The sequence below is a fragment of the Glycomyces sp. NPDC047010 genome (assembly GCF_040644205.1).
Classification (GTDB): Bacteria; Actinomycetota; Actinomycetes; order Mycobacteriales; family Micromonosporaceae; genus Glycomyces.
In genome coordinates this window covers 205,710-226,851 of the sequence record NZ_JBEYVY010000004.1, presented here as the reverse complement: position 1 = coordinate 226,851, position 21,142 = coordinate 205,710, and the positions used below count along the sequence as shown (strand labels likewise).

Sequence of the window (21,142 nt, the reverse complement as noted above, 5' to 3'; positions counted from 1 at the left end):
AACTAAATCCATTAGTGTTAGTAAGTCAAGCGGGTGCGGGACGTTAATTTCCGGGCCGCCCCGGGTACCGTTCCCCTCGATCGCCGAATGCCAAGGAGCACAAGCACTGTGAGCACTGAAGCACCCCTTCGCGTGGCCGTCGTCGGCTGCGGCGTCATCGGCCGCCTCCACGCCGAGGTCGCCGCCCACTCCCCCGACCTGGAGGTCGCGGCCCTGATCGACCCGTACGCGCCCGCCGCCGAAGCGGTCGCCGACCAGCTCGCCGCACTCGGGCGGCCGCGGCCCGCCGTCCACCCCGACCTCGCGTCGGCGCTCGCGGCGGGCGGCGTCGACGTCGTCGCCGTCTGCACCCTCAGCGGCACCCACGCCGACCTCGCCCTGGAGGCCCTCGAAGCGGGCGTCCACGTAGTCGTGGAGAAGCCCCTCGACGTCGCGATGGGCCCGGCCCGCCGCCTGCGCGCGGCCGCCGCCGAGCGGCCCGGCCAGGTCGTCGCCGTCATCTCCCAGCACCGCCACGACCCGGCGTCCCTCGCGGTCCACAACGCGCTCAAGGCGGGCCGCTTCGGCACCGTGACCTCCGCGGTCGCCAATATCGACTGGTTCCGCACCCAGGCGTACTACGACTCCGCCGACTGGCGCGGCACCTGGGCGCTCGACGGCGGCGGCGCCCTCATGAACCAGGGCGTCCACACCCTCGACCTGCTGCTGTGGTTCCTCGGCACGCCCGTCGAGGTCACCGCCCACACCGCGCGCCTCGGGCACGAGCGCATCGAGGTCGAAGACGTGGCCGTCGCGATCCTCCGCTTCGAGGGCGGCGCGCTCGCCACCCTCCACGCGACCACCACCGCCTACCCGGACCTCGGTGTGCGCCTTCAGGTCCACGGCACCGACGGCTCCGCGGTGATCGCCGCCGACGAGCTGACGTTCCTGCACACCCGCGACGCCGAGGGCCTTGAGGGCGACCAGGTCGCCCGTGAGCTGCGCGACGCCGCCGAGACCCCGCAGGGCGGGTACGCCAACCCGCACCTGACGCAGTGGACCGACATCGCCGCGGCCGTGCGCGAGGGCCGCGACCCGTGGGTGACGCTCGACGACGGGCTCCTCGCGCTCGCCACGGTGCGCGCGGTCTACCTCTCGGCGACCCTCGGAAAGCCCGTGCTCGTGGCCGACGTCCTCGGCGGCGCCTACGACGAGCAGGAGACGCAAACCGGTTTCACCGCTCCCGTTGGGGAGTAACCGGTTCGCTCCGGTGCATTAGGGTGGAGTACGGCACATGGGGGCTATTCGGGTTATCGGTGGGAGCGGCCAGTGCGCGCTGGGCGGATCGTGGGCGGTCGGTACCGGCTTGAGGAGCGCCTCGGGTCGGGCAGTCAAGGCGAGGTCTGGCGGGCGGCCGACCAGCGGCTCCACGACCGGCCGGTCGCGCTGAAACGGGCCCTGACCGGCGGCGACGGCGCCGCGGCGGCCAAGGTGCGCAAGGAGTCCGAGGCGCTGGCGAGCCTCAGCCACCCCCACGTCGTCACCGTCCTCGACCTGGTCGAGGACGACGGCGACCACTGGCTCGTCATGGAGTTCGTCTCCGGCCGCTCCCTCGCCGACCTCGGCACCGTCGACGCCGACGCGGCCGCCCGGTACGGCGCGCAGCTCGCAGGCGGCCTGGAGGCCGTGCACGCCAAGGGCATCCTCCACCGCGACATCAAGCCCGCCAACGTCCTCGTCACCGAGCAGGGCCAGGCGAAGCTCGCCGACTTCGGCATCGCCCGCCAGGTCCACGCCGAGACCACGCTCACCGGGACCGGCGCCGTCACCGGCACGCCCGGCTACGTCGCCCCCGAGGTGGTGCGCGGCGGCCGCTACACCGCCGCCGCCGACGTGTTCTCCCTGGGCGCCACCCTGTTCCACGCCGTCGAGGGGACCACCCCGTTCGGCGAGGGCAACGCGCACGCGCTGCTGTGGCGCACCGCCCAGGGCGACCGCGAGCCCGCCAGGCGCGCCGGGGCCCTCGGGCCGGTCCTCGAACGGCTCCTCGAAGCCGACCCGAAGCGCCGCGTCCGCATCGGCGAGGCGCAGGCCGCGCTCGCCCGCCTCTCCGGAGAGCCCGTCACCGGCCGACGCCGCAGTCCCATGCGCCGCAAGTGGATCTGGGCCGCCGCGGCCGCGACGGCCCTCGTCGTCCTCACCGCGGTCCTGTGGCCCGCGCTCCGTCCCGCGGAGTCCGGCGGGAGCACGCCCGCCGACGTCGCCCAGGACTACATCGGCGACGCGAAGAGCGCCGACCCGTGCTCGCTGCTCGACCTCGACGCCCTGAGCGCGTACGGCACGACCCGCCTGGACTCGAACCTCGGCGGCTGGCGGCACTGCGACGTCGCGGTCGACACGGACCAGGGCTTCGTGGACGTCGAGCTGTACTTCTACACCACCGAGCAGGAGCCGGAGCAGGGCGAGGCCGAGATGTTCGGCCTCATCGGCCTCATCCGCAACGAGTCCGACCACGAGCAGTGCGAGCGCAGCCTCGTGCTGCCCGACGGCGACAACATCATCTCGATCGACGCGGAGCAGTACGAGAGCGGCGACGCCGACCTGTGCGCCATCGCCGACACCGCCGCCGAGGGCGCGCTCACCGTCCTCGCCGACGGCCCGGTCCCCCGCCGCGCCGAGATCCCCGGTCCGCTCTCGACCTATGCGCTCGACGCCTGCGACATGCTCGACAACGAAGCGCTGGAACTGTTCCCGGGCGTCAACGCCCACGAGCCGTGGCAGGGCTACGGCGAATGGGAGTGCGAGTGGTACTCCACCACCAGCGAGGACAAGATCCGCGTCGAGTTCGACTTCGACGACCCGGTGAGCGCCGACGAGGGCGAGCTGACCGAGCTCGACGGGCGCACCGCCGTCGTCGAGGGCGACCACTGGGCGGACTACTCCTGCCTGGTCACCATCGTCAACCGGCAGTACCCGAGCCCCGACGGCGACGGCACCACCGTCGCCGAGACCGTCCGCGTCATCGCCTACGGCGACGAGGCGGACGCCCAGGAGGACCTGTGCGCGTTGGCCCTCGACCTGGCCGGGCCCGTCGCCGAGGCCCTCCCCGACGCCTGATCCGGGAGTGGTCCCGGGCGGGGCGTGCGATGGTGTGCGGGAACAAGACCGGAGGCCGAGATGACGGACATTCCCCAGGTGGAGGGGCTCGAACCCCTGCCGCCCGACCATGCGAGCCTGGCGTTCGAGGTGGCCGACGCGGTGCCGGGGACGATCTACGCGCTGTCCGTCTCGGGCGGGGTCCGGTTCCGCCCCAAGGAGGACCGGGTCGTCCTGTTCGGACGGAACCGGCCGGAGGTCCACGTGTGCGTGGGCGAGGACGACCGGCGCGTCAGCCGCGCGCACGGCCGCGTCGCCCGCATCGGCGGGCACTGGTGGCTCGCGAACACCGGGCACCTGCCGCTCCAGCTCCCCGGTTCGCGCACGCTGTTCCCCGAGGACGAGCCGGTGCCGGTCCTGACCGGCTACACGCCGGTGTTCATCAGCGGCACCGCGCGGCGCAGGCACCTGGTGGAGCTGTTCGTGTCCGGCGACGACGGCCGGCTGCCGCCGCCCGCGCCCGGCGCGGCGACGCTGAAGGACCGGCCGTGGCGCCTCGCGGCCGACGAGCGGATGGCGCTGGTGTGCCTGGCGCAGCGGTACCTGCTGCACGAGGCGTACCCGCAGCCGGTGTCGTGGAAGCAGGTCGCGGTCGAGCTGAACGGGATCGGCGGCGAGGAGTGGCGGCCGAAGAAGGTCGAGCACCTGGTGGCGAACGTGCGCAAGCGCCTGTCGGGCGGGGGCGTGCCGGGCCTGACGCGCGAGGAGGTCGGCGAGCCGGTGGGCAACATGCTCAACCACAACCTCATCACCGAGCTGCTCCACACGCGCACGCTCGTGCCCCCGGACCTGCGCGTCCTCGGGGACGACTAGCGCACCCGCAGGCCGCCCGCGTAGCCGATGACGACGGCGGTGATCACGAGCGCCACTGATCCGAGCACGAATCCCCCGGTGCCGTAGGAGACGGCGACCGCGGCGAGGACGGGGCAGAAGAACGCGGGCCAGGCGGCCAGGCGCAGCCTGCGGGCGATGAGGGGGCCGGCGACGGCCGCGGCGAGGGGTCCGACCGCGATCGCGGCGAGGACCCACTCGAAGCCCTCCCAGTCGGTGTCGTCGGGTTTGGACCCGCTGCCGACGGCGGCGCCGATGAGGACGAGGGCGATCGCCACGACGGCCGCGACGGCGATCTGGGCGAGCGCGGTCCACAGGCCCATGAAGGCGGCCTGGATGCGCTCGTCACGGGTCTTCCCCGTCGCAGGAGTGTGATCGCGGCTCATGGGCACCAAGCGTAACCGGCGGGTGCGACCACCGCTTCGACCTGGAACACTGGCGCGGCGGGCGCGGATCGGCGAGACTGCTTCCATGCTTCTGGCCGTTCAGATCCTCGCCGCCCTCGCCGGGCTCCTCCACGTCTACATCTTCGTGATGGAGAGCGTGCGCTTCGCCGACCCGAAGGTCCACCAGGCGACCTTCAAGACCGACCCCGCGGACCTGGAGGCGGTGAAGCCCTGGGCGTACAACCAGGGCTGGTACAACCTGTTCCTCGCGGTCGGGGCCCTGCTCGGCGCGGTGCTGGTGCGGGTGGAGCCCGCGGTGGGGTGGACGCTGGTCGTGTCCTCGTGCGGTTCGATGCTGCTGGCGGCGCTGGTGCTGGTGGCGCGGGACCGCTCGATGGCGTCGTCGGCGCTCAAGCAGGGGCTGTTCCCGCTGCTCGCACTGGTGTTCTCATTGACGCAGCTTTAGTCTTGTAGGCTGGCGGCGCCCCCTTCCCCGAAGACTGGAGTGCCCCGATGGCGTATGCCCCTGCCCCGCAGACCCTGAAGATCCGCTACAAGACCTGGTACCCGGTGCTGTTCACCGTCGTCGGCGCCGTCTGGGCGGTGGTCGGCGTGCTGAACCTGGTCGCCGGCGTGTTCGCGCTCGGCATCATCACCGGCCCGCTGTTCCTGCTGATCGGCATCCTCACGTTCTCGAACCCGTTCGCGTCGTACGAGGCCGGGACCATCTCCATGCACTCGCCGCTGGGCTTCAAGGTCTCGGCGTACGGCGCGGCCAAGGGCGAGCGGCTGTGGTTCGACGGCACGAACGTGCTGCGCGTCCAACCCGACGGCAGGCAGAAGAAGGTCAACCTGAAGATCGGCCGACCCGAGGAGGTCGCGCTCGTCGTGCAGGCGATCGGCGCCGCCCAGCAGCAGGCGCAGCAGTAGGTCCGATGGACGACCGGCGGCTGGTCAAGGTCTCGAAGTACCTGTCGCGGCACCTGCGCCACGACCCGCATCGGCTCGGGATCGAGCTGGACGCGCAGGGCTGGGTGGACGTGGACGTGCTGCTCGCCGCCCTGGAGCGGCAGCACTTCCGGCTCACCCGCGCCGAGCTGGACGAGGTCGTGGAGCGGAACGACAAGCGGCGGTACGTGATCCGCGACGGCCGCATCCGCGCGAGCCAGGGCCACACCGTCGATGTCGACCTGGGCCTGGAGCCCCTCGACCCGCCCGCGGAGCTGTTCCACGGGACGGCCGAGGGGTTCCTGGCCGCGATCCGCGCCGAGGGCCTGAAGGCGATGGACCGCCACGACGTGCACCTGTCGCCCGACTACGCGACGGCCGTCCGCGTCGGCTCGCGCCGCGGGCGGCCGGTCGTCCTGGTGGTCGACGCGGCCCGGATGGCCGCGGAGGGCCACGAGTTCTTCCGCTCGGACAACGGCGTGTGGCTCACGGAGTCCGTGCCGCCGTGGGCGATCGCGTTCCCCGACTGAACATCTGGACACCGCAAGGCCGCCGTCCCTCGTTGGGGACGGCGGCCTTGTCGTTCTTTTAGGCGACGGGGACCGGTTCGGGCTGGGCCGCTTCGGTCTTGCGGACCCGGATCACGGTGACCGCCACAAGGAACGCGACGGCGACCATGACGGCGGCGATGGTGTAGCCGAGCCGGTATCCGGCGGTGAGGGCCTCGGCCTGGGCGGTGCCGCCGTCGAGGAGGGCGGCGGTGCGGGCGGAGACGGCGGTGCTGATGACGGCGAGGCCGACGGCGCCGCCGACCTGCTGGGCGGTATTGAACAGGCCTGAGGTGACGCCGGCGTCCTCGGGCTTGGAGTCGGCCATGCCGAGGGTCATGAGGGCGGGCATGGTCAGGCCGAAGCCGAGCGGGGCGGTGACCATGCCGGGGAGCACGTCCGTCAGGTAGGCGCCGTCGGCGCGCATCTGGGCGAAGAGCACGAACCCGAGGACCATGACGGCGAGGCCGACGATGGCGATCCTGCGGGGCGCGAACCTGGTGAGCAGGCGCGGGGCGACCCACAGAGACACGGAGGCGATGACCAGCGGGGCGGGGAGGAACGCGAGGCCCGCGTGCAGCGGCTGGAAGCCGAGCACCTGCTGGAGGTAGAGGACGGTGAAGTACATGAACCCGAACGCGGCGCCGACCATGAGGGCCTGGGCGAGGTTGGCCCCGGCGACGCTGCGGGAGAACATGATCCGCAGCGGCACGAGCGGTGTGGCGGCCTTCGCCTGGCGGACGAAGAACCCGGCGAGGAGCAGCGCGGCGAGGGCGCCGAAGCCGATGGTGCGCATGGAGTTCCAGCCCTGGTGCTCCACCTCGATGAGCGTGTAGACGGCGAGCATGACGCCCGCGGTGACGAGGACGGCGCCGAGCACGTCGGCCCCGGCCTTGAGGCCGATGCCGCGGTCGTTCGCCAGCAGGCGCCAGGCGAGGACGCCGACGATCACGCCGAGCGGCACGTTGATGAAGAAGATCGACTCCCACCCGATCGACTCGGTGAGCACGCCGCCGACGACGCTGCCGAGCGCGCCGCCTCCGGCGGACGCGAACCCGAAGGCGCCGATGCCCTTCGCCTGCTCGGCGGGTTCGGGCAGGAGCATCACGACCATGCCGAGGAGGCCCGCGGAGGCGACGGCGCCGCCGATGCCCTGCACGAACCGTCCGGCGAGGAGCAGGCCCTGCGTGTCGGCGAACCCGATGGCCGCCGAGGAGATCGTGAACAGGGCCAGTCCGGCGATGAAGACCCATTTGCGGCTGAGGAGGTCGCCGAGGCGCCCGGCGAGGAGCAGGAGGCCGCCGAAGGGGATCACGTAGGCGTTGACGGTCCAGACCAGGTTCGACGGGGAGAAGCCGAGGTCGTCGCGGATCGCGGGGAGGGCGATCGTGACGATGTTCTGGTCGAGGATGATCATGACCTGGGCGGCGAGCAGGACCATGACGGTGAGCCAGCGGCGGCTCAGGCTCGCTTCCGTTGCGGTGGACATTCCGGGGCTCCTTCAGCTCTTGGGGAACGATTTGTTCCTGGAGCAATCATGTGTTCCAATGGAGCCGTCCGTAAGAAGGCACTTTCATGTACCGGGGGATACACGGATGTTCCTCTCCAGCTCATCCCCCTCAAGTGCCGCTCTGTGAAGTGGAGCACATGCCATGGCGAACGAATGCGACGACGTCCCGATGTCCGACGTGCAGGTCGAAGCCTGCCCGATCGTCCAGATCATCGACCGGGTCGCCGGCAAGTGGTCGGTCTCGATCCTGGTCGCGGCCATCCGCAACCCGGTCCGCTACACCGAGCTGGAGCGCAGCATCCCCGGCATCAGCCGCCGCATGCTCACCCTGACCCTCCGCAACCTGGAACGCGACGGCCTCCTCACCCGCACCGTCTACCCGACCGTCCCGCCCAAGGTCGAGTACAACGCCACCGACTCCGCCCGCGAGCTCTACGGCCACCTCACCGGCCTCCTCGAATGGGCCGAACGCCACCGCCCCGACATCATCGAGGCCCGCGAACGCTACGACGCCCTCGTCGCCGCCGCCTGATGCACTGAGCGGCGCTCTCGGATCGACGAGATCCGGGACCGCCGCCCGCGTCTCGCCTAGGACTTCGGCCCGCAATGATGGCCTTCGCTGCCTGCGTTCGTCAGGCAGGCGCGCACGTAGAGGCCCTTGATGTTGCTCTTGCTCCAAGGGCCCCAGGCGTACTCGCCGTTGGCCCAGGCGCGGGGGTCCGCGACGTCGTAGTGGGTCTCGCCGTCGATCCCAGTCCACTCCATGCGGATGGCCGCGCCTGCGCCGTTCGCCTCGGTGTCCTGGACGAAGTAGTAGACGTACGTCGAGTAGTAGCCGTTGCCGAGCGGCTTCCAGCACAGGTCGGCGAGCACATAGGCCCCGCCGCCGTTGTCGTCGTTGTCGGTGCGCGCGATCCGACCGTTCGTGTAGCCGCGATCGGTGCACGATTCCGGCACGGCTTGCGCCGGGGAGACGACGGCCAGACTGGCCACCGCACCCAACAGGGCCGCCAGCACGCTGACGACAGCACGTCGAAGTCTCATGAGCACTCCTCCTTCTTCGAGTTGCACTGGGCTGCAACCGATCCAGACTAGACGAACCAAGTGATCTGCGCCACACCCCAGTCCATGGCCCACGCGAAACCCGCCGCCCGGGACCGCCGCCCGTAAATCCGTTTCGCACACCGCGCGCGGCCCATACGATGCGGCAATGAAGGCACACTTCGAATGCGTCGTCCTCGACTGCCCCGACCCGACGGCCCTCGCCGAGTTCTACCGCTCGATCCTCGGCGGGGACGTCGACAAGCCGGACCGGCGCTGGTCGCTCGCCGACGGCAGCGCGACCCTGCACCTCGAATCGGGGTTCGCGCTGCTCTTCCAGCCGGTCGCCGACTACACCCCGCCCCGATGGCCCGATCCCGTACGCCCGCAGCAGATGCACCTCGACTTCGCCGTCCCCGACCTCGATGAGGCCGAGGCCGAAGTCCTCGCCAAGGGCGCCACCCTCCTCGACGACCAACAGGGCTGGCGCGTCTACGCCGATCCGGCAGGCCACCCGTTCTGCCTGGTGCGCGACTGGTGGTCCGCCAAGGGCGGCCCGGACATCGACGCATGACCGCCCCGTTCGCCGACCCGGCCGGGGCCTGGGACCCGCCGTCACTCCACGAGATCCAGGCCCTCCTCGCCGGCCTCGACGCCCCCTGGTGGATCGCCGGCGGCTGGGCGATCGAACTCGCCGTCGGGCGCCCCGTCCGCCCCCACAACGACGTCGACGTCCTCATGCTCCACCGCGACCACCCCGCCATCCAAGCGGTCCTCCCCGACTGGGAATGGTGGGCCGCCGACCCGCCCGGCACCCTCCGCCCTTGGCGCCCAGGCGAAATCCTCCCCCACCACATCCACGACATCTGGTGCCGCCCCACCGCCGACCACCCCTGGTCCTTCCAGTTCATGCTCGACAACGCCGACGGCGACCACTGGGTCTCCCGCCGAGACCCCAGAATCCGCCGCCCCATCCCCGACATAGGCCGCACCACCCACGACGGACTCCCCTACCTCGCTCCCGAGATACAACTCTTCTACAAATCCAAAGGCCCCCGCCCCAAAGACGAACTCGACTTCAAGGCAGCCCTACCAATCCTCACCCCCGAACAACGCCAATGGCTCGACAGCGCCATCAACCTCACTCGCGGACCAGGTAGATGACCTCAAGCGGCTCGCTACCTTTGAGCCGCGCTTGATACCAGGTGATGTAGAACGCCACTTTGAGTAGTTCGTCCGCGGTCGTCATATCGCCCTGCTCATCGGCCTCAGATGCGAGATCGACCGCCGAAAGCCGGATGTGAGCGAAGTCTTCAGGCTGCGGAACCGTCCTACGTTCCGCGGAGCCGACGGCTTTTTCTAGGAGCCGCTCTACCGATTCTATGAATGACTGCGGAAATGTTGCCGAGTACGATGCCTGACGAGCCTGTCCGAGATGCAAGACAATCCAGGAAGGATCAAGCGGAACATCTACCATCATTCCCGCTCGTTTCCTCTCAACGAGGTAGTTGATCGCAATCTCGGCCATAGATTCTGAGAGGAACCCATCGTCCCGGTCAGCCTCGAAGTTCGGCACCAGCGTCCATCCGAACGCACCGCGCACCAGCCCCTCTGTAAAGCTATACGGCACCAGATCATGTGAGTCCGCTTCCGGAGCTACCCAAGCCCGTTGCCAATGAGATGCGGACCGCATCGTAAAGAGCTCTTCGGGTGTGGGGAACCGAAACATGGTCCTGTTCTCGGATACGGCAAGGCTGTTGGCCCAGTCAAGGAATTCCAAAGCCTCTCTCGCCCACATGCCCGCGGCCGGAGCCGGAGACAAGTGATCTAGGCCGCGGAAGCCGTCGGGTGGGAGCACTGAGTTCCAGTCCTTCGTGAAGAGCCAGTAGAGATCGTCCGGAATCGGGTTCGCGCATATCCAGCTGCCTCCTTCAAGCTGGATCACCTTGTTGGTATGGCTGGAGAACAATGCTCGGGCAACTCGGAGTCGATCCTCGCGACTCGCGCCTACGCGGAATGCTCCCTCCTGGATTCGCTCGATGACGTCTCGAAGACCGCGGTCAATCTGAGCATGATGGTTCAGGCAGTCGAAGGCGAGGGAGAGCGAGTCGCCGGTGTCACGGGCGACCGCAGCAGAGACGATCCCGGTGGCGTCGTTGTCCGCGACGTAGAGCAGCGTCGTCTCGCGCCACCAAGGATTGCCGACCACTTCCTCCAGCTGGGCGCCGAGCCCGTTTGCTCTGATATGGACCGATGCCAGGTACTCGCAGAAGGTGTGGTGAGAGAATGAGAACAGATCGCGTTCGCGCTCGATGAGGAGACCGCTCGAATTCACGATGCTCTCAAGCAGATCCTCGGCACTGATCTCGGTGTCGCCGCTCTGGAGCATTCGGCCGAAGACAGAGATCACTTCGCTTCGGGGGAAGTCGCGGGTCTCTTCGCGCATCATGTTGTAGGCGAGCTGGGAGAGGATGCGCTGTCGGACGGGCCCTCCGGGTCTGACTTCCAGCTTCTTCGACTCCATGCGACGCCAGAGCATGACGTCGCAGACCTGGTTGTAGAGCTCGGCGCGGCCTGTGGGCAGGGCTCGGCGCTCGCGGTGGACCGTGACCATCATCGTGAGGAGCAGCGGGTTGACCGCCAGCTCATAGAGGACCGGCGCCGAATTCAGCTGGACGAGGATGTCTTCCGCGTCCTCTCTAGCGCGGTATTCGATCTCGGAGCCGGACTTGCCGGTGGCGAACTGCTCGGTCGCCACACACCAGGCGTGTACGAACTTGGTGATCTGCCGGGAGGTGAACGGCCGGACTTGAAGCACGACCGCCTTCGGAATCACCGCCGTCTGGTAGCCGTGCGGACGGGAGGTCACCACGAAGTCGTTCCCCGGGTGCTTGGCGTTCTGCATCGCAATCCACTCGGAGACCGCGAGCCGGTCCTCGTTGCGGGCGACCTCGTCGAGTCCGTCGAAGAGGATCAGGCAGTTGCCTTCACGGAGTTGGGTTTCCCACCACCCTGCGGGTTCGAGGACGTCGAGCCTGCCGACGCTCGCGCGAATCACATCGGCCAGCGACAGGTCCGGGTCCTCGGCCAGCTCTTCGGAGTGGTCCCGAAGGGCCAGCACGACGGGAACCCGGCGTCGCTGATCCCTCTTGTTCGCCGCGGCGGCCCGGCTCGCGGTGTGGCGCAGCAGAGTGGTCTTGCCCCCGCCGGGGGCGCCGATTACTGCCAGGACTGCGGGTTCGCTGCGGTCGAGGAACTCGTGGATGGGGCGACGGGTACGACCGTCGTCGCGCCCGATTGGCAGCAGACCTCCGGGCCGCTTGGAGGGCGAGTCGGGGACCAGGCCGACGTCGACGTACACCGCGTCGAGCTCCGGAATATGACTCGGCGTGTGGGCGAGGTCCCGGGCGTTGATGTGGGCGTTCTGCTCGATCACATAGCGGCGGTAGTGGCGGGCGTAGCGGGAGACACGGCGGCCCAATGCGAGGTCGGTGAAGTTGGCAAGTTGCTCTAGTCGAGTGCGGACCGTCTGTTGGGCGACGGAGAGCATCATTGCGCCGAGACCGATCACTGCCTCGTACAGGACCAGGAGGAGAACCGCCAACCAGGGTTTGGCCAGGTTCTGGTCGATCACCAGCCAGGTGAGGGGCAGACCCGACAGGCCGAGTATTGAGGTGATCGCTCTACCTGCGACGGACATTCGCGGGCTCCTATGGGCTCAGGGGTTGAGTCGAGGGTATCGGAGTGTCGCCCTTGCGGAGGGTCATGAATAGGAGCATCGCGGCAATCACCAAGGCGGCGAGCGTTAGTCCGAGGGCCGGGTGGTCGGCGACTGCGAGGGTGAGGCCGAGCCAGACTCCTGTGAGGGTTCCTGCGGCGGAGAAGGAGCGGCTGGTTCCTATGGCGCTGAGGAGGGTGGGGCCTTTGAGGCGGGCTTGGCGGGCGGAGGCGTAGAGAACCATGGCGGCAGAGCGGGCGAATGCGGCGCCGAGGAGCGCTAGCCAGGTGAGGGAGGTCGTTGCGGTGGAGTGGGAGGGGAGGGCTGTGGCGGCGATTAGGGCAATGGTGAGGCTGGCGAGGAGGATCGCGGCAGCGGTGATCATTGCGGTGGAGTATTCGATTCGGCGGATTGCGTGCCTGGCGGTGAGGGGGCCGATGGCGGCGCCGAGGCCGACGCAGAGCAGGCCGATACCCGTCTGTGCCAGGAGGTTCGATCCGCTGCTGGCCGCCCAGATGACGACGTAGCCGCCGATGATGCCGTTCGCCAGCGCGAGCGAGCCGGAGATGATCGGGGAGATTGTTCCGAGGCTGAATGCGAACACCGCCTTCTGCCGCAGAGAGATTCGTTGACGATTCCGGTCTCTCCCTGATTCGGTCTGCTCGAACGGGGTCGTCGGGAGCATTCGGTTGGAGATTGTGCGGGCCGTGAGCGCGACGGCTGAGAGTGCGGTGTTGGCGATCAGGAGCAGGACAACCGACTGCTCTGCGATGAAGGCGCCGAGCGGTTGGGCGATGACGAAGCCGAGGAGTGCGGTCGAGGAGGAGATGGCCGCGTTGTAGCGGACGGCGGCGTCTTCGCTGGCCATGGAGACCTGGGCGATGTAGAGCTCTTCGGCGACGTCGACGACCAGCGGGAGGATCGTCGTGGCGAGGAGGTACACGATGATGACCGCGGCGATCGGGACGTCGAGGGCGGTGATGAGGGCCAGGGCGGTCAAGCAGAGGGCGATGTCGATGAGTTCGCAGGTCTGGAGGAGTCGGCCGGGACTGAAGCGGGCCAGGAAGCGCATTGCGAGGGGCGTGCCCATGTCGAGGACCATGCCCGCGGTGCGGAAGAGGGTCAGCGAGACGACCGGCAGGACGCCGACCGCGATCAGGGCGGGGAGCGCGCTTTCGGCGAACATGCTGCCGGTGAATGAGATCAGGAAGCCGCTGATCATCCATTTGGAGGCGCGCAGGGCGGCGAGGGGCCGCCCTGCGGTTGTGGCGGTGATGGTCAGCTTCCGCTGGCGGGGAGGCGGTAGACGGATACGTGGGATGGGGAGTCGGCGGTGAATTCGGTGCCTTGCCAGTCGGCGTGGCGGGATTCGAGGTGGAAGCCGGCGAGGCGGGCCATGAGGTCGAGCTCGGAGGGCCAGATGTAGCGGTGAGGGGAGCGGCCGAGGCGGGCTTGGCGGGACTCGTCGAAAGTGAAGTGGTGGGAGACGAAGTGCTGGGTGAGGGGGTCATAGGTGTCGAGGAGGATGTAGCCGTCCTCGACGATGCCGACGGTGGCCTTGCGGCCCGGCGGGAGTGCGCGAAGTTCGGGGACCCACAGCTCGATCACGAAGCGGCCGCCCGGGACGAGGTGCCGGGCCGCGTTGCGGAAGCACTCCACTTGCAGGTCTTGGGTGAGCAGGTTCGAGATGGTGTTGAACACTAGGTAGGCGAGGGTGAATTCGCCGGGGGCCCGGACGGTAGTCATGTCGCCTTCGAGCACCGGGAGCGCCTCGTCGTCCACTTTGGTGCGGAGCTGGGCGATCATGGCCGGGGACAGCTCGATCCCGGTCACGGGCACCCCGCGCTCGGCGAGCGGCACGCCCACGCGGCCGGTGCCGATCGCGAACTCGACGACGCGGCCGCCGTCGGCGAGCCCGGCGAGGCGGTCGAGCGTCGGGTCGAGGACCTCCGGCGCGAACATGCCTTCGCCGGGCGTGTCGTACCTGTGGGCCGTCTCGGCGTCCCAAATGTCGTTCGATTCCATCGCCCCAGGATTCCGCACGCCTGCGGCCGTGTCGAACCGTTTGCGGCGCGGAAGCCCTCGGGATGGGTCAAGAGAGCGCGCGGGTGAGCATGTGGGCCTTGCGCATCCGGCCGTCCGTGGTGAAGCTGCCGAAGAAGTGGACGTCGATGGAGACGTCCTTGCCGCGCTGCGAGGAGTGCAGGGTGTACCGGGCGGCCAGGAGGTCGCCGTCCAGGACGGCGTCGTGGACCTCCATGCGGATGGTCGGCCGGTTCTTGCGGACCGGCCGCGTGTGGTCGATGAGCTTCTGGCGGTCGATGGGGTTCCCGTCGGCGACCTGGACGATGTCAGGGGTGTGGTAGCGGTCGACGACCAGCGCCGCATCCTCGTCGCCGGCGAGCAGGTCGCGGGTGAAGCCGATGTAGAAGTCGGCGATGAACTGCTTGGGATCGGTGCTCTTGAGCTGCTGCATGGTTCCCAAGCCTGCCCGCGGGACGGCCCGGCGGCGTCGGCCGGAGGTTTGCCTTTGCCCATACCCCCTGGGGCGTACGCGTCAGCGGGACGGGGCCCGTACGTCGGTTGTGGCGAGGAGGCGGATGGTGAGGGACGGGGGGAGGGTTCGGGTGACGGCGGCTATGAGTTTGTTGTGCCAGCCGGGGATGCTCAGGGGTTTGCGTTTGCGGAGGTCGCGGAGGGCGGTAGCGGCAACCGTATCGGGGGTCATCCAGAGGGCGGCCGGGACTTTAGTCATGTCCATTCGGGCGGTGTCGTGGAAGCCGGTTCGGGTGAAGCCGGGGCAGAGGGCCATGACCGTGACGCCTTGGGGGCGCGCCATTTTCGCCGTCGCCTGGGTGAAGTTGATGACCCAGGACTTCGACGCGGAGTAGGTCGAGCTGGGGAAGAAGCCGAGGAGCGAGGCGGTGTTGACCACTTCCCCGCTGCGCCGGTCCAGCATCGCCGGGAGGGCGGCGTGGGTCAGGCGCAGCACGGCCTCCATGTGCAGGCGGGCCATCGCGATCTCGGCTTCGATGGGGGTTTCGAGGAAGCGGGTCGGGTGGCCGAAGCCCGCGTTGTTGATGAGGAGGTCGAGGCCGGAGCGGCAGCGGTCCTCGATCAGGGCGAGGTCGCCGGGGTCGGTGAGGTCGGCCCGGATCGACTCCCCACCGGAGGGGGACGGTAGGGGTTCGCGGTCCACCAGAATGAGCCGATAGCCCTCGGCGGCAAGGAGTTCGGCGAAGGCCGCGCCGATTCCTGATGCGGCGCCTGTGATCAGGGCCGTCGGTCGCGGTGCCTCAATGCTCATACGCCGGAGCATACGGACGGCAGGCCGCCCGCGGGCGGCCTGCCGGGTTCAGCGACGTGCCGAGGTCAACAGGATATGCGTTTGGTGGTGTCGTGGAAGGCGTTGAAGGTGTCTCCGATGATCTGGAGGGAGACGTAGTAGGAGCCGGAGCGGCAGGTGACGTTCATGGTGAGCACGTAGTTCTGGTCGCCGCGGAAGGTCTTGGTACGACCGTTGTCGGAGGCGCCGGGGCCGCTGACGTTGGAGTACTCGGTCCAGTACTGGCCGGAGCAGCCGGAGACATGGACGCGGAAGCGCACCTGGACGATCGTCTGGACCTTGTCGGGCCCGTTGATGCCGCTGGCGACGATGCCGCAGGCGGCCTCGGCCGAGGGAGCGGCGGCGGCCTGGGAGGCCGGGACGGCCGCGGCGAAGGCCCCGGCGGCGACCAACATGAAGGTCACCGCGGCGCGGGTGATCCATTGTCGGAGTTTCATGGTCTGGTCCTTTCCGGGCCTCAGCACGAGGTCACGTTCAGGCGGGTGTCACTGAAATCGTCGGAGTTCTTGCCGTGGCCTTGGACGATGATGTGGGCGACCCATTGGCCGCGCTTGCAGGGCGTGGCGATGCTGTAATAGGCGTCGTACGGTCCGGACACCGTCCAATTGACGGTCTTGACCGGCACATACACACCATTGGTGAGGACCGACAGGTGGAGCTTGACCGTGAAGTTCCCGGAGCAGCCGGACCCGCTGAGCCAGATGTGGCCCGAGCCGCGGATGTTCGAGCCGGACTTGGTCGCGTTGTTGGCGATGGAGCCGAGATCGCAATCGGCGGGCCCCTGGACGTCGGCCGCTACGGCGTGCCCGTCGGCACCTGACGGGGCGGCCGTCGCGGTTCCGGCGACGCTGAGGCCCGCTAGGACCATCGCGAACGCCGCGAGCAGCGACATCAGCAGCCTGGATTTGGTAGTCATGGACTGTCCCTCCTTCATTGCAGGGTGACTTCAGTCCATCGTTTCGGATAGAGACGCCGATCACGAGGCAGAACGGCGGCAGGAGCCCGGCGGTCCTGCGCTGGCGCGTCGACAGTGCGGGCGGGTCTCGCGTCTGCGCGTCTAAGGTGGTGCGGTGCATCAGAGGCGAGCAGTGCTGTTGGGCGGGACCGGGGCTGTCGGCGGGGCTACCGCGCTGCGGTTGGCGAGGGCCGGGTGGGACGTCGCCGTGACCGGGCGGGACCCGTCGCGGATGCCCGCGGAGTTGACGGAGGCCGGGGTCCGGTTCCGGCAGGTCGAGCGGGGCGACGTGCGGGAGGTGGGGCGTCTCGTCGGGGACGGGGTCGATCTGCTGGTCGATCTGGTCGCGTACACCGGCGAGGACGTGGCCGCGATGCTGCCCGTCATGGGCGCGGTCGCCTGCCCGGTGGTCGTCTCGGGGCGGGCGGTCTACGTCGATCGCGAAGGGCGGGACCTGAACGGGGAGGTGCCGCCGCGGTTCGACGGTCCGCTCACTGAGGACGGACCCACGCTGGCGCCCGCGCCGCCGGGGACCGATCCGTTCACAAGGGAGGGATACGGTCCCTGCAAGGCCGCGGCCGAGCGGGTCGCGCTCGATTCGGGGCTTCCCGTCACCGTGCTCCGGCCGTCGAAGGTCCACGGCCGCTGGGCCCGCAACGCCCGGACCCGGGCCGTCATCGAGCGGATGCGCAGCGACGCCGACCGGTTCGACCTCGCATACGGCGATGTCACCGACCACCTCTCGGCCGCTTCCAACGTCGCCGCCCTGATCGAGGTCGTCGCCGCGAAGCCCAAGGCGCGCATCCTGAACGCCGCCGACCCTGACACTCCGACCGCCGAGGACATCGTGCGCGCCGTCGCCGCCGAGATCGCCTGGGACGGCACGATAGTGCGCACCGAGGACGCCGAGCGCGGGCGCCACCCCTGGCAGACCGCCATGGTCCTGGACACGACCGCCGCGCTCGAACTCGGCTACCGGCCCGTCGGGACGGCGCTCGACCTGCTGGCCGAAGAGGTCCGCTGGGTCGCTTCGCGCTAGAGCGACAACGTGTGAGGGTGGGGCCGGGCAGGTTCCACCAAACCTGCCCGGCCCCTTGGGGAGGGAGTGCGGATCAGGTCAGGTGTCGGGCTTGGTGATGAGGGCGAGGCATTGGGCCATGATCCAGAGGGTCCACTCGTCGCCGTCCCAGGCTAGGGCCCATTCGGGGGTGTCCTCGGGGTCGTCGGTGAAGCGGCAGCATTGGCGGGGGCCAGCGCCGTCCTCGACGTCGAGGAGGTAGTTGGTGACGCGGGGCGTCTGGGCCGGATGGGAACCGAGCGTGTAGAGCGTGAAGACGGCCGGGCCGCGCTGGAAGTCGCCGAGGTAGCCGTCTATGCCGGGCTTGCCGTCGGAGCGGAGGTTGTAGTCGTCCTCGCTAACCATTGCAGAACCTCGCCTCGCGGTAGAAGATCCGGAACGCCTGCTCCTCGACCCAGATCTTCGCGTGAGGCTTGAGGCCGTTCCAGAAGCGGCCCCAGGTGGCCTTGAGGTCGCCCGAGTTGAGGCCGGAGACGACGAGCACGACGTCGGTGTTGCCGGGGCCGGTGAGCACCTGGAACGAGTCGGGCTCGACCGGGCCCGCGGCCCGGACCGTGTAGGTCCGGTACTCGTCGGCGAAGGTCCCGCGGACGAGGCCCTGCGACTCGGGTCCTTCACTCGTAAGGTGTACTGTTCCCATCGTAAATCCCTTTCGGACTGTCAGCTTTCCGACACTTGCTCGCGCGCTTCTCCCGCAGCGGGCACCATTTCGAGAGCGAACGGGCCGAATCCTGAGCCGCGATGCCTCTCGACAGCCATGACTCTAGACGGTAAAATCGCAGGTCACAATATGTAATCCCTTGCGGCACAGCGGAACTGTGATCCGAGGACCGTGGACGACTCACAGTGGCAATTGCACGGTCGGAACACCCCGCAGCGTTTCTCACAGAGGCGCAACAGGACCGGCGTGTGCCATAGTGATGGTCCGAACACGTCAAGGACCACCACCTTGGGAGCTGCGATGGCGAAAACGGAATCGGGAGCCTGGTTCATCCGCATGATGCTGCGGACCGGTCGAGAGAAAGTGGGGAAGACGCAGGAGCAGATCGCGCGCAAGTGCCACGTGTCCACCGATACCTACCGCGCGTACGAGGCGGGCCGATCCAGCCCGCACGCCCGGATCATGGGGTCGCTGGCGAAGGAGTGCGGCTACGACGAGGAGATGGCCGAGTACATGGTCAAGGCGTCCGACGCCCGCGCGGAGGAGTGGGAGGCGCTGGAGGCGGACCAGCGGTTCAACGCCCTGTACATCTCCCTCGCCGAACGCTTCTACGGCGAGATCTTCAAGTTCGACGCGCTCATGATCCCCGGAATCCTTCAGCTCCAGGGCTACCACTACCTCGTCGTCCGCCTGGCCGAGCCGCTCGCAAACGACGAGTTCATGGACGGCGGCTGGGACTTCAAGGAGATGCGCATCGAGGACATCGGAGCCCGGACCGACCGGCCGCAGATCCAGATCCTCATCGGGGAGACCGCGCTCCTCCAACTGCGGATGATGGACGAGGAGCTCTACCAGGAGCAGCTGGCGCACATGCGCCGCTTGGCGAAGAAGCCCGGCATCCTCATCCGCGTCCTTCGCGGCCCGGTCCTCGCCCAGCGGAGCAACTTCAGCATCTACAGCGTCGGCAACAGCAAGCTGGCCGGGCCGGACATCGCCTACGCCGAGATCGCCGACTCCAGCTGGCTCATAGATGACCCCAACCGCATCGCAAGTTACGATGAGATCCGCAAGATCCTTTGGAAACAGGCGATCCGGATCGAGGTCTACAACGATGACTACTGGCGTTACCGTCTGGCGTAAGAGCACCCGCAGCGGCGGCGGCAACAACTCCGACTGCGTCGAAGTCCGCCGGGCCTGGCGCAAGAGCACTCGTAGCGGTTCTGGGAACAACTCCGACTGCGTCGAAGTCGCGTTCTGCGCCGACGACGCCGGTTTCCACCTGCGGGACTCGAAGCTCGACACCGAATCCCCGGTGTTCGACCTGACCGCCGCCGACTTCACCGCTCTGGCAAAGGCCGCGGGCTAAGCGAATACAGACCCGAACGGGAGAGGCGACCGCGCTGCGGTCGCCTCTCCCGTTTTCGGTGTCTAGAGGGCCGCCAGCGCGCGGGCTCTCGCGTGTTCGGCCTCTGTGATGCCGGTGTCGGCGTCGCGGAAGCGGAGGGCGGTGTCGAGGGCCGTTGCTGAGAAGGTGTGGGCGAACGGGTCGCGCAGCGGGGCCGGGTCGAGGGGGAGGGACTCGGGGTCGAGTTCGGCGAGGATCGTCCAGGAGACGGCGCGGTCCACGGCCGGGTCGCCCGCGGCGGCGTTGGTCCAGTCGATGACCACCGGGCCATCGGCGGTCCCGATGATGTTCTCGGGGTGCATGTCGAGGTGGAGCACGCTGCGGCCGTTGAGGTCCAGGCCGCGGGTCTCGCCGGGGAGCCAGTCGGGCGCGGGGATGCGGTGGAGGCGTTCGAGGAGGTCGAGCATGAGCGCGGCCGCTGCGGGCGGGGCGACGCGGCCCGCGAACAGGTCCTCGGCGAGGGTGGGGCCGTGGAGGCGTTCCATGGTCATGTCGTTGCCGTCGATCCTGAAGACCTCGGGGACGGGATATCCCTGGTCGCGGAGGTGGGCCATGAGGCGGGCTTCAGGTTCGAGGTCCCATGAGCAGCGGCGCAGGACCCGATTGTCGGACAGGGCGTATACCTTCGAGGCCCTGCCCGACGAGAGGAGGTGCATTACGCGATCTCGGCCAGGAGCGCCCGGTGGAGTTCGGGGTTGCAGGCGAGGATCGAGGTGGCGCTGGTGTCGTAGTCGACGCCGTCGATGTCGGTGACGAGCGCTCCCGCTTCGCGGGCGATGACGACCCCGGCGGCGACGTCCCACGGGTTGATGAACGAGTGGTAGGCGGCGTCCACGCGGCCAGCGGCGGTCCAGCACATGTCGAGCGCGGCGGTGCCGAGCATGCGGACCCGCTGGATCTTGGGCACGAGGCGGCGGAACAGCTCCAGGCGCTGGGTGTTGCGGCGGACCGACTCGGCGGTGACTCCGAAGTCGCCGAAGGCGACCACGGCGTCCGAGAGTTCTGAGGGCCCGCGGAGGGTGAGCGGGTGCTTGTTCAGGGCCGCGCCGTGGCCGAGGGCGGCGGTGAAGCGCTCCTCGCTGACCGGGGCCTCCACGACGCCGACGACGGAGATGCCGTTGCGGGTGAGGGCCAGGGACACGGCGTAGAGCGGGGAGCCGTGGGCGAAGTTGACGGTGCCGTCGATCGGGTCGAGCACCCACTCGTAGTGGGACTCGGTGTTGCCCGTGCGGCCGCGCTCCTCGCCGAGGAGCGGGATGTCGGGGGTCTCGGCGGCGAGGAACTCGCGGACGGCGTCCTCGACGGCGAAGTCCAGGTCAGTGGCGTAGTCGCGGTCGCCCTTGCCGCTGATGGAGCGCTCGCGCCCGAGGCCGGTCCGGATGACCTCCGATGCGGTCGCGACCGCCTGCTCGGCCGTGCCCAGGAAATCCAGAAGATCGCTCATTATTCGGTTCCTCGTCTCGTCAAACCCACCCGACGGACCACATCCTAGACGTGCAAGACCAAGCGCCACTTGGACTCCCAGTGCGATTTTTCCGACAATCGCGGCGAATCCGGGGCCGGTGCGCCCGCAAAGCGGG

The 21,142-nt window shown here is 68.9% G+C and carries 26 protein-coding genes; 12 read left to right on the top strand and 14 right to left on the bottom strand.

Features of this window, described 5'->3' with window-relative positions:
- The first annotated feature begins 108 nt into the window (after positions 1 to 108).
- The 3 genes from AB0A65_RS10160 (at position 109) to AB0A65_RS10150 (ending at position 3,948) form a co-directional block, all read left to right on the top strand.
- The gene (locus AB0A65_RS10160; RefSeq protein WP_359949340.1) at positions 109 to 1,236 is read left to right on the top strand and encodes a Gfo/Idh/MocA family oxidoreductase; all 1,128 of its coding nucleotides are present in this window, start codon (positions 109 to 111) and stop codon (positions 1,234 to 1,236) included.
- A 72-nt stretch (positions 1,237 to 1,308) separates the two neighbouring features.
- A complete protein-coding gene (locus tag AB0A65_RS10155; protein ID WP_359949337.1) occupies positions 1,309 to 3,096 on the top strand; it encodes a serine/threonine-protein kinase in 1,788 nt (595 codons plus the stop codon).
- Positions 3,097 to 3,156: 60 nt separating this feature from the next.
- Positions 3,157 to 3,948 (top strand): FHA domain-containing protein, encoded by a 792-nt coding sequence (locus tag AB0A65_RS10150; protein ID WP_359949334.1) that lies wholly within the window; start codon positions 3,157 to 3,159, stop codon positions 3,946 to 3,948.
- Here AB0A65_RS10150 and AB0A65_RS10145 read toward each other — a convergent pair.
- Positions 3,945 to 4,352 (bottom strand): hypothetical protein, encoded by a 408-nt coding sequence (locus tag AB0A65_RS10145; protein WP_359949332.1) that lies wholly within the window; start codon positions 4,350 to 4,352, stop codon positions 3,945 to 3,947. The two genes, AB0A65_RS10150 and AB0A65_RS10145, sit on opposite strands and share 4 nt — an antisense overlap.
- A gap of 85 nt (positions 4,353 to 4,437) precedes the next feature.
- Between AB0A65_RS10145 and AB0A65_RS10140 the strand changes: the two genes are divergently transcribed.
- From AB0A65_RS10140 to AB0A65_RS10130, 3 genes are read left to right on the top strand one after another with little or no spacing between them, the layout of a single operon-like run.
- Positions 4,438 to 4,818 carry a DUF1304 domain-containing protein gene (locus AB0A65_RS10140; protein ID WP_359949329.1) on the top strand — a complete coding sequence of 127 codons (381 nt, stop codon included), beginning with the start codon at positions 4,438 to 4,440 and terminating at the stop codon, positions 4,816 to 4,818.
- 47 nt (positions 4,819 to 4,865) lie between these two features.
- Positions 4,866 to 5,282, top strand: coding sequence for a hypothetical protein (locus AB0A65_RS10135; RefSeq protein WP_359949326.1), 417 nt, complete (start codon positions 4,866 to 4,868; stop codon positions 5,280 to 5,282).
- A 5-nt stretch (positions 5,283 to 5,287) separates the two neighbouring features.
- Positions 5,288 to 5,830, top strand: a complete 543-nt coding sequence (locus AB0A65_RS10130; RefSeq protein ID WP_359949323.1) for an RNA 2'-phosphotransferase — start codon at positions 5,288 to 5,290, stop codon at positions 5,828 to 5,830.
- A gap of 58 nt (positions 5,831 to 5,888) precedes the next feature.
- Here AB0A65_RS10130 and AB0A65_RS10125 read toward each other — a convergent pair whose 3' ends face one another.
- A complete protein-coding gene (locus AB0A65_RS10125) occupies positions 5,889 to 7,337 on the bottom strand; it encodes an MFS transporter (RefSeq protein ID WP_359949320.1) in 1,449 nt (482 codons plus the stop codon).
- 163 nt (positions 7,338 to 7,500) lie between these two features.
- On the opposite strand from AB0A65_RS10125, the gene AB0A65_RS10120 reads away from it, so the two are divergent.
- A complete protein-coding gene (locus AB0A65_RS10120; RefSeq protein ID WP_359949317.1) occupies positions 7,501 to 7,890 on the top strand; it encodes a helix-turn-helix domain-containing protein in 390 nt (129 codons plus the stop codon).
- Between the two features lie 56 nt (positions 7,891 to 7,946).
- Here AB0A65_RS10120 and AB0A65_RS10115 read toward each other — a convergent pair whose 3' ends face one another.
- Positions 7,947 to 8,402 (bottom strand): hypothetical protein, encoded by a 456-nt coding sequence (locus AB0A65_RS10115; RefSeq protein WP_359949314.1) that lies wholly within the window; start codon positions 8,400 to 8,402, stop codon positions 7,947 to 7,949.
- Between the two features lie 166 nt (positions 8,403 to 8,568).
- On the opposite strand from AB0A65_RS10115, the gene AB0A65_RS10110 reads away from it, so the two are divergent.
- Complete coding sequence (locus tag AB0A65_RS10110) at positions 8,569 to 8,973, top strand: VOC family protein (RefSeq protein WP_359949311.1); 405 nt, start codon at positions 8,569 to 8,571, stop codon at positions 8,971 to 8,973.
- The gene (locus AB0A65_RS10105; protein ID WP_359949309.1) at positions 8,970 to 9,563 is read left to right on the top strand and encodes an amino acid transporter; all 594 of its coding nucleotides are present in this window, start codon (positions 8,970 to 8,972) and stop codon (positions 9,561 to 9,563) included. The genes AB0A65_RS10110 and AB0A65_RS10105 overlap by 4 nt, the downstream gene beginning before the upstream one ends.
- On the opposite strand, the gene AB0A65_RS10100 is transcribed toward AB0A65_RS10105, so the two are convergent.
- The 7 genes from AB0A65_RS10100 to AB0A65_RS10070 form a co-directional block, all read right to left on the bottom strand.
- Entirely contained in the window at positions 9,541 to 12,099 is a 2,559-nt protein-coding gene (locus tag AB0A65_RS10100) for an NACHT domain-containing protein (protein ID WP_359949306.1), read from the bottom strand. The two genes, AB0A65_RS10105 and AB0A65_RS10100, sit on opposite strands and share 23 nt — an antisense overlap.
- Before the next feature lie 10 nt (positions 12,100 to 12,109).
- Positions 12,110 to 13,339 (bottom strand): MFS transporter, encoded by a 1,230-nt coding sequence (locus AB0A65_RS10095; RefSeq protein ID WP_359949303.1) that lies wholly within the window; start codon positions 13,337 to 13,339, stop codon positions 12,110 to 12,112.
- Positions 13,340 to 13,395: 56 nt separating this feature from the next.
- Positions 13,396 to 14,142 (bottom strand): class I SAM-dependent methyltransferase, encoded by a 747-nt coding sequence (locus AB0A65_RS10090; protein ID WP_359949300.1) that lies wholly within the window; start codon positions 14,140 to 14,142, stop codon positions 13,396 to 13,398.
- A gap of 67 nt (positions 14,143 to 14,209) precedes the next feature.
- Positions 14,210 to 14,593, bottom strand: a complete 384-nt coding sequence (locus tag AB0A65_RS10085; protein WP_359949296.1) for a nuclear transport factor 2 family protein — start codon at positions 14,591 to 14,593, stop codon at positions 14,210 to 14,212.
- An 81-nt stretch (positions 14,594 to 14,674) separates the two neighbouring features.
- A complete protein-coding gene (locus AB0A65_RS10080; protein WP_359949293.1) occupies positions 14,675 to 15,424 on the bottom strand; it encodes an SDR family NAD(P)-dependent oxidoreductase in 750 nt (249 codons plus the stop codon).
- Positions 15,425 to 15,489: 65 nt separating this feature from the next.
- Positions 15,490 to 15,900, bottom strand: a complete 411-nt coding sequence (locus AB0A65_RS10075; protein WP_359949290.1) for a hypothetical protein — start codon at positions 15,898 to 15,900, stop codon at positions 15,490 to 15,492.
- 20 nt (positions 15,901 to 15,920) lie between these two features.
- Positions 15,921 to 16,379, bottom strand: coding sequence for a hypothetical protein (locus tag AB0A65_RS10070; protein WP_359949287.1), 459 nt, complete (start codon positions 16,377 to 16,379; stop codon positions 15,921 to 15,923).
- Between the two features lie 154 nt (positions 16,380 to 16,533).
- Between AB0A65_RS10070 and AB0A65_RS10065 the strand changes: the two genes are divergently transcribed.
- On the top strand, positions 16,534 to 17,457 hold the full coding sequence (locus AB0A65_RS10065) for a saccharopine dehydrogenase NADP-binding domain-containing protein (RefSeq protein WP_359949284.1): 924 nt from the start codon (positions 16,534 to 16,536) through the stop codon (positions 17,455 to 17,457).
- 78 nt (positions 17,458 to 17,535) lie between these two features.
- Here the strand turns inward: AB0A65_RS10065 and AB0A65_RS10060 are convergent, their stop codons facing one another.
- Complete coding sequence (locus tag AB0A65_RS10060) at positions 17,536 to 17,841, bottom strand: hypothetical protein (RefSeq protein ID WP_359949281.1); 306 nt, start codon at positions 17,839 to 17,841, stop codon at positions 17,536 to 17,538.
- A complete protein-coding gene (locus AB0A65_RS10055; protein ID WP_359949278.1) occupies positions 17,834 to 18,136 on the bottom strand; it encodes a hypothetical protein in 303 nt (100 codons plus the stop codon). The genes AB0A65_RS10060 and AB0A65_RS10055 overlap by 8 nt, the downstream gene beginning before the upstream one ends.
- Before the next feature lie 321 nt (positions 18,137 to 18,457).
- Between AB0A65_RS10055 and AB0A65_RS10050 the strand changes: the two genes are divergently transcribed.
- A complete protein-coding gene (locus tag AB0A65_RS10050; RefSeq protein WP_359949275.1) occupies positions 18,458 to 19,297 on the top strand; it encodes a Scr1 family TA system antitoxin-like transcriptional regulator in 840 nt (279 codons plus the stop codon).
- Positions 19,269 to 19,523 carry a DUF397 domain-containing protein gene (locus AB0A65_RS10045; RefSeq protein WP_359949272.1) on the top strand — a complete coding sequence of 85 codons (255 nt, stop codon included), beginning with the start codon at positions 19,269 to 19,271 and terminating at the stop codon, positions 19,521 to 19,523. Before AB0A65_RS10050 ends, AB0A65_RS10045 begins: the two co-directional genes overlap by 29 nt.
- A 62-nt stretch (positions 19,524 to 19,585) precedes the next feature.
- On the opposite strand, the gene AB0A65_RS10040 is transcribed toward AB0A65_RS10045, so the two are convergent.
- Both AB0A65_RS10040 and AB0A65_RS10035 read right to left on the bottom strand, forming a co-directional pair.
- Positions 19,586 to 20,218 (bottom strand): phosphotransferase, encoded by a 633-nt coding sequence (locus AB0A65_RS10040; RefSeq protein WP_359949269.1) that lies wholly within the window; start codon positions 20,216 to 20,218, stop codon positions 19,586 to 19,588.
- Positions 20,218 to 21,006: an inositol monophosphatase family protein gene (locus AB0A65_RS10035; RefSeq protein ID WP_359949266.1), complete on the bottom strand. Its 789-nt coding sequence runs from the start codon at positions 21,004 to 21,006 to the stop codon at positions 20,218 to 20,220. Before AB0A65_RS10035 ends, AB0A65_RS10040 begins: the two co-directional genes overlap by 1 nt.
- Positions 21,007 to 21,142 lie beyond the last annotated feature (136 nt).